This window comes from Methylobacterium sp. ME121 (genome assembly GCF_000974725.1).
Lineage (GTDB): Bacteria > Pseudomonadota > Alphaproteobacteria > Rhizobiales > Beijerinckiaceae > Methylobacterium > Methylobacterium radiotolerans.
Genome location: NZ_BBUX01000139.1, coordinates 1 through 4,961, shown reverse-complemented (window position 1 = coordinate 4,961; position 4,961 = coordinate 1). Strand labels below are relative to the sequence as shown.

The 4,961-nt window shown below is 74.5% G+C and carries 6 protein-coding genes; 2 read left to right on the top strand and 4 right to left on the bottom strand.

The features are described 5' to 3' along the window. Positions 1–337: 337 nt before the first annotated feature. Positions 338–934: a hypothetical protein gene (locus tag ME121_RS34785; protein WP_491892944.1), complete on the top strand. Its 597-nt coding sequence runs from the start codon at positions 338–340 to the stop codon at positions 932–934. A 7-nt stretch (positions 935–941) separates the two neighbouring features. On the opposite strand, the gene rutD is transcribed toward ME121_RS34785, so the two are convergent. The 4 genes from rutD to rutA form a co-directional block, all read right to left on the bottom strand. Beyond that, on the bottom strand, positions 942–1,724 hold the full coding sequence (gene rutD, locus ME121_RS32350; protein ID WP_089231737.1) for a pyrimidine utilization protein D: 783 nt from the start codon (positions 1,722–1,724) through the stop codon (positions 942–944). Further along, entirely contained in the window at positions 1,721–2,107 is a 387-nt protein-coding gene (rutC, locus tag ME121_RS32345; RefSeq protein WP_012318565.1) for a pyrimidine utilization protein C, read from the bottom strand. Before rutC ends, rutD begins: the two co-directional genes overlap by 4 nt. 113 nt (positions 2,108–2,220) lie before the next feature. Beyond that, positions 2,221–2,997 carry a pyrimidine utilization protein B gene (gene rutB / locus ME121_RS32340; protein ID WP_280951385.1) on the bottom strand — a complete coding sequence of 259 codons (777 nt, stop codon included), beginning with the start codon at positions 2,995–2,997 and terminating at the stop codon, positions 2,221–2,223. Then, positions 2,997–4,091 carry a pyrimidine utilization protein A gene (gene rutA / locus ME121_RS32335; protein WP_053622500.1) on the bottom strand — a complete coding sequence of 365 codons (1,095 nt, stop codon included), beginning with the start codon at positions 4,089–4,091 and terminating at the stop codon, positions 2,997–2,999. The genes rutB and rutA overlap by 1 nt, the downstream gene beginning before the upstream one ends. 389 nt (positions 4,092–4,480) lie before the next feature. Between rutA and ME121_RS32330 the strand changes: the two genes are divergently transcribed. Next, the gene (locus ME121_RS32330) at positions 4,481–4,894 is read left to right on the top strand and encodes a DUF4864 domain-containing protein (RefSeq protein ID WP_012318569.1); all 414 of its coding nucleotides are present in this window, start codon (positions 4,481–4,483) and stop codon (positions 4,892–4,894) included. Positions 4,895–4,961 lie beyond the last annotated feature (67 nt).

The following is a 4,961-nucleotide window of genomic DNA, read 5'->3' as shown; positions in this document are numbered from 1 at the left end:
CCCCGGGATGCGGCCGTGAACCTGCCGGTCACCGGCGGCGGCCGGTTCCGGGCCCGCGCCTTCCTGGGCCCGCGCCTTCCTGGGCCTCGGCCTCCCGGCCTGCCTCGCGCTGGCCTGGATCGGCCTGCCCGGCGAGCCGGCCGCCCTCGCCCTCGCCTTCGCCCGCATCGCGGCGTTCCTGAGCCTGGGGCTCGCCGCCCTGGCCCTGGCGACCCGGGGACGGGCCGCGCTGTTCGCGCTGCTGTGCTGCCCGGCCTCGCTCGCGGCCGCCTCCGGCCCGGACGGGCCCGTCCTGGCGCTGGCGGCGCTCGCGGCCGCGCTGCTCAGCCCCCGGCCGATGACGGGCCGGCGCAGATCGGCGCGCCGCGCCGGAGCGGCGCTGGCGATCGGCCTGGTGGTGCTGGCGCGGCCGGCCTGCGCGCCGCTCGCGGGGATGCTGCTGGTGCCGTTCCCACCTCCGGGGCGGCTGGCCCGCGCCTGCCGGGACCGGCTGCCGCTCGCCGTGTTCGCCCTGCTGCCGGCCCTCCCGGCCGCGAGCCTCGGACTGCCGCACCCCGCCGGCGCGGGGGACGGATTCGGGTCCCTGCCCGTCCCGCTGCCCGGGATCCTCTACGCGCTCTGGGCCGCCGCGCTGCTGGTGCCGCCCTTCGCGCTGCGGCGGGGGCCCCTTCCCCCGCTCGCGGAGCGGCTGTGGCTCTCGGGGGGCGCGCTGCTCGGCCTCTGGCTGACGGTGCTGGCGCAGGCCCTCGCCCCGGCGGCCGGCCACGGCGGGTTGCAGGTCCGGGATCTGCTGCCGCTGGTGCCGATGCTGATCCTGGCCTTCGCCCGGGGGCAGATCGGCACCGCGGCGACCCTGCGCTGGCCGGCCCTGCTCCCGGTGCTGGCCGCCGCCCTCGACGCGGTGGTGCTGCCGATGATCGCGCTGCGGGCGTAGCGGGCTCTCAGTCCCGGTCCAGGAAGTCCAGGAGCGCCCGGTTGAAGGCCTCGGGCCGGGTGACGCTGTGGGCGTGGCCGCCCTCCGGGGCGAGGGCGAGCTGGGCGTTGGGCAGCGCCGCCGCCAGCCGCTCGGACCGGGTGTAGGGCACCAGCACGTCGTCCCGGGCGGCCATCACCAGGGTCTCGTGGCCGATCGCTCCGAGGCGGTCGGCGATGGCGAAGCCCTCCAGGGCGGCGATGCGCGTCAGCACGGTCTCGGCGCCGGGAAAATGCGCCAGGGCCTGCGCCTCGTCGGCCTCGACCCGCTCGGCCTGCGCGGAGAGCCACGCCGCCGGGTACAGGAAGATCGCCTGCGCCCGCACGAAGGCCTCCGGTCCGCCCCCGGCCAGGATCGCCCGGCGGGCCGCGAAGCAGCGGCGCGTGGCCGGGTCCAGGGCGTCCCAGCCGTTGATCACCACGACCCGCCCGACCCGGTCGGGCGCGTCCAAAGCCATCTGGAGGGCGATCAGACCGCCCAGCGCGTGGCCGACCACGTCGGCCCACTCGATCCCGGCCGCGTCCAGCACCGCGCGCGCGTCCCGCGCCATGGCGGGGACGTCGTGGTCCGGCGCGAGCCGGCCGGGCGAGCGCCCGGTGCCGCGATGGTCGTAGGTGACGACCCGGAACCGCGCGGTCAGGGCCGCCATCTGCGGCGCGAAGTAGCCCGCCGCGCCGCCGAGCCCCGGCGAGAGCAGCACCGGCCGACCGCCCGCCGGGCCCGCCACAGCGTGGTGGAGCGGGCCCATCAGCGGCCGATATGGGCGATCGCGGCGATCTCCACGCGGGCCTCGGGCTTCACGAGGCCGCACTGGATGCAGTAGCGCGCGGGCTTCTCGCCCGGGAAATACTCGGCGTAGACGGCGTTGATCGCCGCGTAGTCGGCCCAGTCCGCCAGGAAGACGTGGTTGAAGGTGACGTCGTCCATCGTGCCGCCCGCGGCCTCGACCACGCCCTTGATGGTCTCCAGCACGTGGCGGGTCTGGGCCGCCGCGTCGCCGACATGGACCACGTTGGCCTCCGCGTCCAGCGGCAGCGTGCCCGAGACGTACAGGACCCCGTCGGCCAGCGTGCCCGGCACGTAGGGGGCCAGCGGCTTGCCGGTTCCCGGCGGTATCACGACCTGCTTGGGCATTCCCCGCGCCTCCCGCGCTCGACCTGACGGCCGGGCCGGGCAGGCCGCGCGGAGGGCCGCGTCGCGGCGGTCCTCGCGCACCCTGCCGGTCACCGGCCGGGCGGGCGATGCACTTATCCGGCCAGATCGGCGCCGACCGGGGCGCGCGAGGGCACCCCGAGGGCGGACTCGAAGGCGGCGACGTCCGAGACCCAGCCGAAGAAGGTCTCGATATTGGCGAGCGCCGCGCGGTGCAGGCTCTCCGGTCCGGCCTGGTGCGTGGCGTCGGCCAGCACGATCCCGAAATACTCCCGGTGGAACCCGTCCCGCAGGGTCGACTCGACGCAGACGTTGGTGGCGATGCCGGTGAAGACCAGCGTGGTCACGCCCCGGGCCCGCAGGGTGCTGTCGAGGGGCGTGTTGTAGAAGCCGCTGTAGCGGGGCTTGCCCATCACGATGTCGCCGGGCTCCGGCGTCAGGGCATCCACCAGCGCGTAGTCCCAGGATCCCTTGGCGAGGAGCTGCGTGTTCGCTTCAGGATTCCGACGCATGGTCTTGAGGGCGTTGGATTTGTGCCAGTTCGGCGAGCCCGGGCCGCCGGCCTCGACATAGGCGGGGTCCCAGCCGTTCTGGAACCACAGGACCGGGATGCCGGCGGCGCGCGCCGCCGCCACCGCCCGGGCGATCCGGGCGATCACCGGGCCGGTGCCCGAGACGTCGAAGCCGGCCCGGTCGAGGTAGCCGCCCGGGCTCGCGTAGGCGTTCTGGACGTCCACGACGATGAGGAACGTGGTCGCGGGATCGAGGGCGATCGGCTCCGGGCGGGCCGGCAGGACGACGCCGCCGTGCCGACCCTGGGCGTCGCGGAAGCCGGCGGGCTGGTCCATCGGATAGGTCGTCGGGCGGTCCATCAGGCGACCTCGGGCAGAGCTGCCGCCGTCACGTGCCGGCGCGACCGCATCAGGGGCTGGATCCGGGTCCCGAAGGCGTCGAGGCCCTTGAGGAAATCGTCGAAGACCAGCAGCACGCCCTCCACCCCGTCGATGGTCATGACGGCGTCGAGCATCGCGGCCACGCTGGCGTAGCTGCCCACCAGGGTGCCCATGTTGAGGTTCACCGCCGAGGCCGGGTCGGCGAGCTGGCGCACGTTGGTGTCGCTGCCCGACTTGGTGTCGGCCGCGCCCTGCGCGCCGAGCCACGCGATCGCCTCGGCATCCGCGCCCGCCCTGTAGTGCGCCCAGGTCGCCATGGCGGCGTCGTCGGTCTCGTCGGCGATGATCATGAACAGCGCGAAGGCGGTCACCCGTCGCCCGGTCCGCGCGCTGGCCTCGGCGAGCTTCTCGACCACGGGCGCGAAGGCGGTCGGCGTGTTGAGCCCCTTGCCCAGGCAGAAATTGTAGTCGGCGTACTGGGCCGTGAAGGCCAGCCCGGCGCCGCTCTGGCCGGCGCAGATGATCTTCACCGGCGCCTGCGGCCGGGGGCTCAGCCGGCAATCGTTCATCTGGAAATACGCGCCCTTGCGGTCGCTGGCGCCCGTCTCCCACAGGTCGCGCAGGATCTGCGCGTACTCGGCCAGGTAATCGTAGCGATTGGCAAAATGCGCGTCGCCCGGCCACAGGCCCATCTGGTCGTATTCCGGCTTCTGCCAGCCGGTGACGAGGTTCAGGCCGAAGCGCCCGTCGGAGATCGAGTCGATGGTCGCCGCCATGCGGGCCACGATGGCGGGGGGCAGGCACAGGGTCGCCGCGGTGGCGAACAGCCGGATCCGGGTGGTGACGGCGGCGAGCCCCGCCATCAGGGTGAAGGATTCGAGGTTGTGGTCCCAGAACTCGGTCTTGCCGCCGAAGCCGCGGAGCTTGATCATCGACAGGGCGAAGTCGAGCCCGTAGCCCTCCGCCTTCAGGGTGATCGCCTTGTTGAGCGCGAAGCTCGGGCGGTACTGCGGGGCGTTCTCCGACAGCAGCCAGCCGTTGTTGCCGATCGGGATGAACACCCCGACGCTCATGGCCGGCGCCGGACGGGCCTCGGCGCTGTCGTCCGCGTGGCTTCGCATCATCGTCCCGCGCTCCGCCCGGTCGGTTCCCCGCCGGAACCGAGTCGGCCCGCGGAGGCTCGCAAAACCGCGGCGGAGGGTCAAACCCGCGGCGCCCGACGGGTGCGAAAATGCCCATCTTTCCAGCGACTTGCACAACCAGGGCGCGATGTCTGCCCAACCCGTGCGCGCTTCCCGAACGGCCGCGCTTGCCCGCCGGGACGCGCTTCCGCGCGGCCCGGTGACCGGCGACGGCGCGGCGATCATCGTCGGCACCGCGGCCGACATTGTCGTGGGCGCGGCGGAGACCATCTTCATGGGACGATGACGGATCTCGGTCCGACTCTGCCGGAGTGACAGCGATGCGCGCCTGGTCCGTCCTGCTCCTCGTCCTGGGCCTCGCGGGGCCGGCGGCGGCCGACGAGGCGGGGCGCGCGGCGGCCCGGGCGGTCATCGCCAAGCAGGCGCAGGCGCTCGGCCGCGACGACGCGCAGACCGCCTACGAGCAGGCCGCGCCGGGGATCCGGGAGCTGTTCCCGAATGCCGACCTGTTCATCGGCATGGTCCGGAACCAGTACCGTCCGGTCTACCGTCACCGCAGCTTCGTGTTCGGCGAGGCGCGGGACACGGACGCGGCGGGCGTGGTCCAGTCGGTGGCGATCCAGGACGAGTACGGCGTCGACTGGACGGCCGAGTACAGCCTCGCCCGCGACGCGGACGGGCAGTGGCGCATCACCGGCTGCCGCCTGACCAGGGCGCCCGGCACGCGCGCCTGAGGGCGCCCCCGGGGGGGCGCCCGCCGCCGGTGCGGCGGGCGCGGGAGGGGGGCTCAGGGCCGGAAGG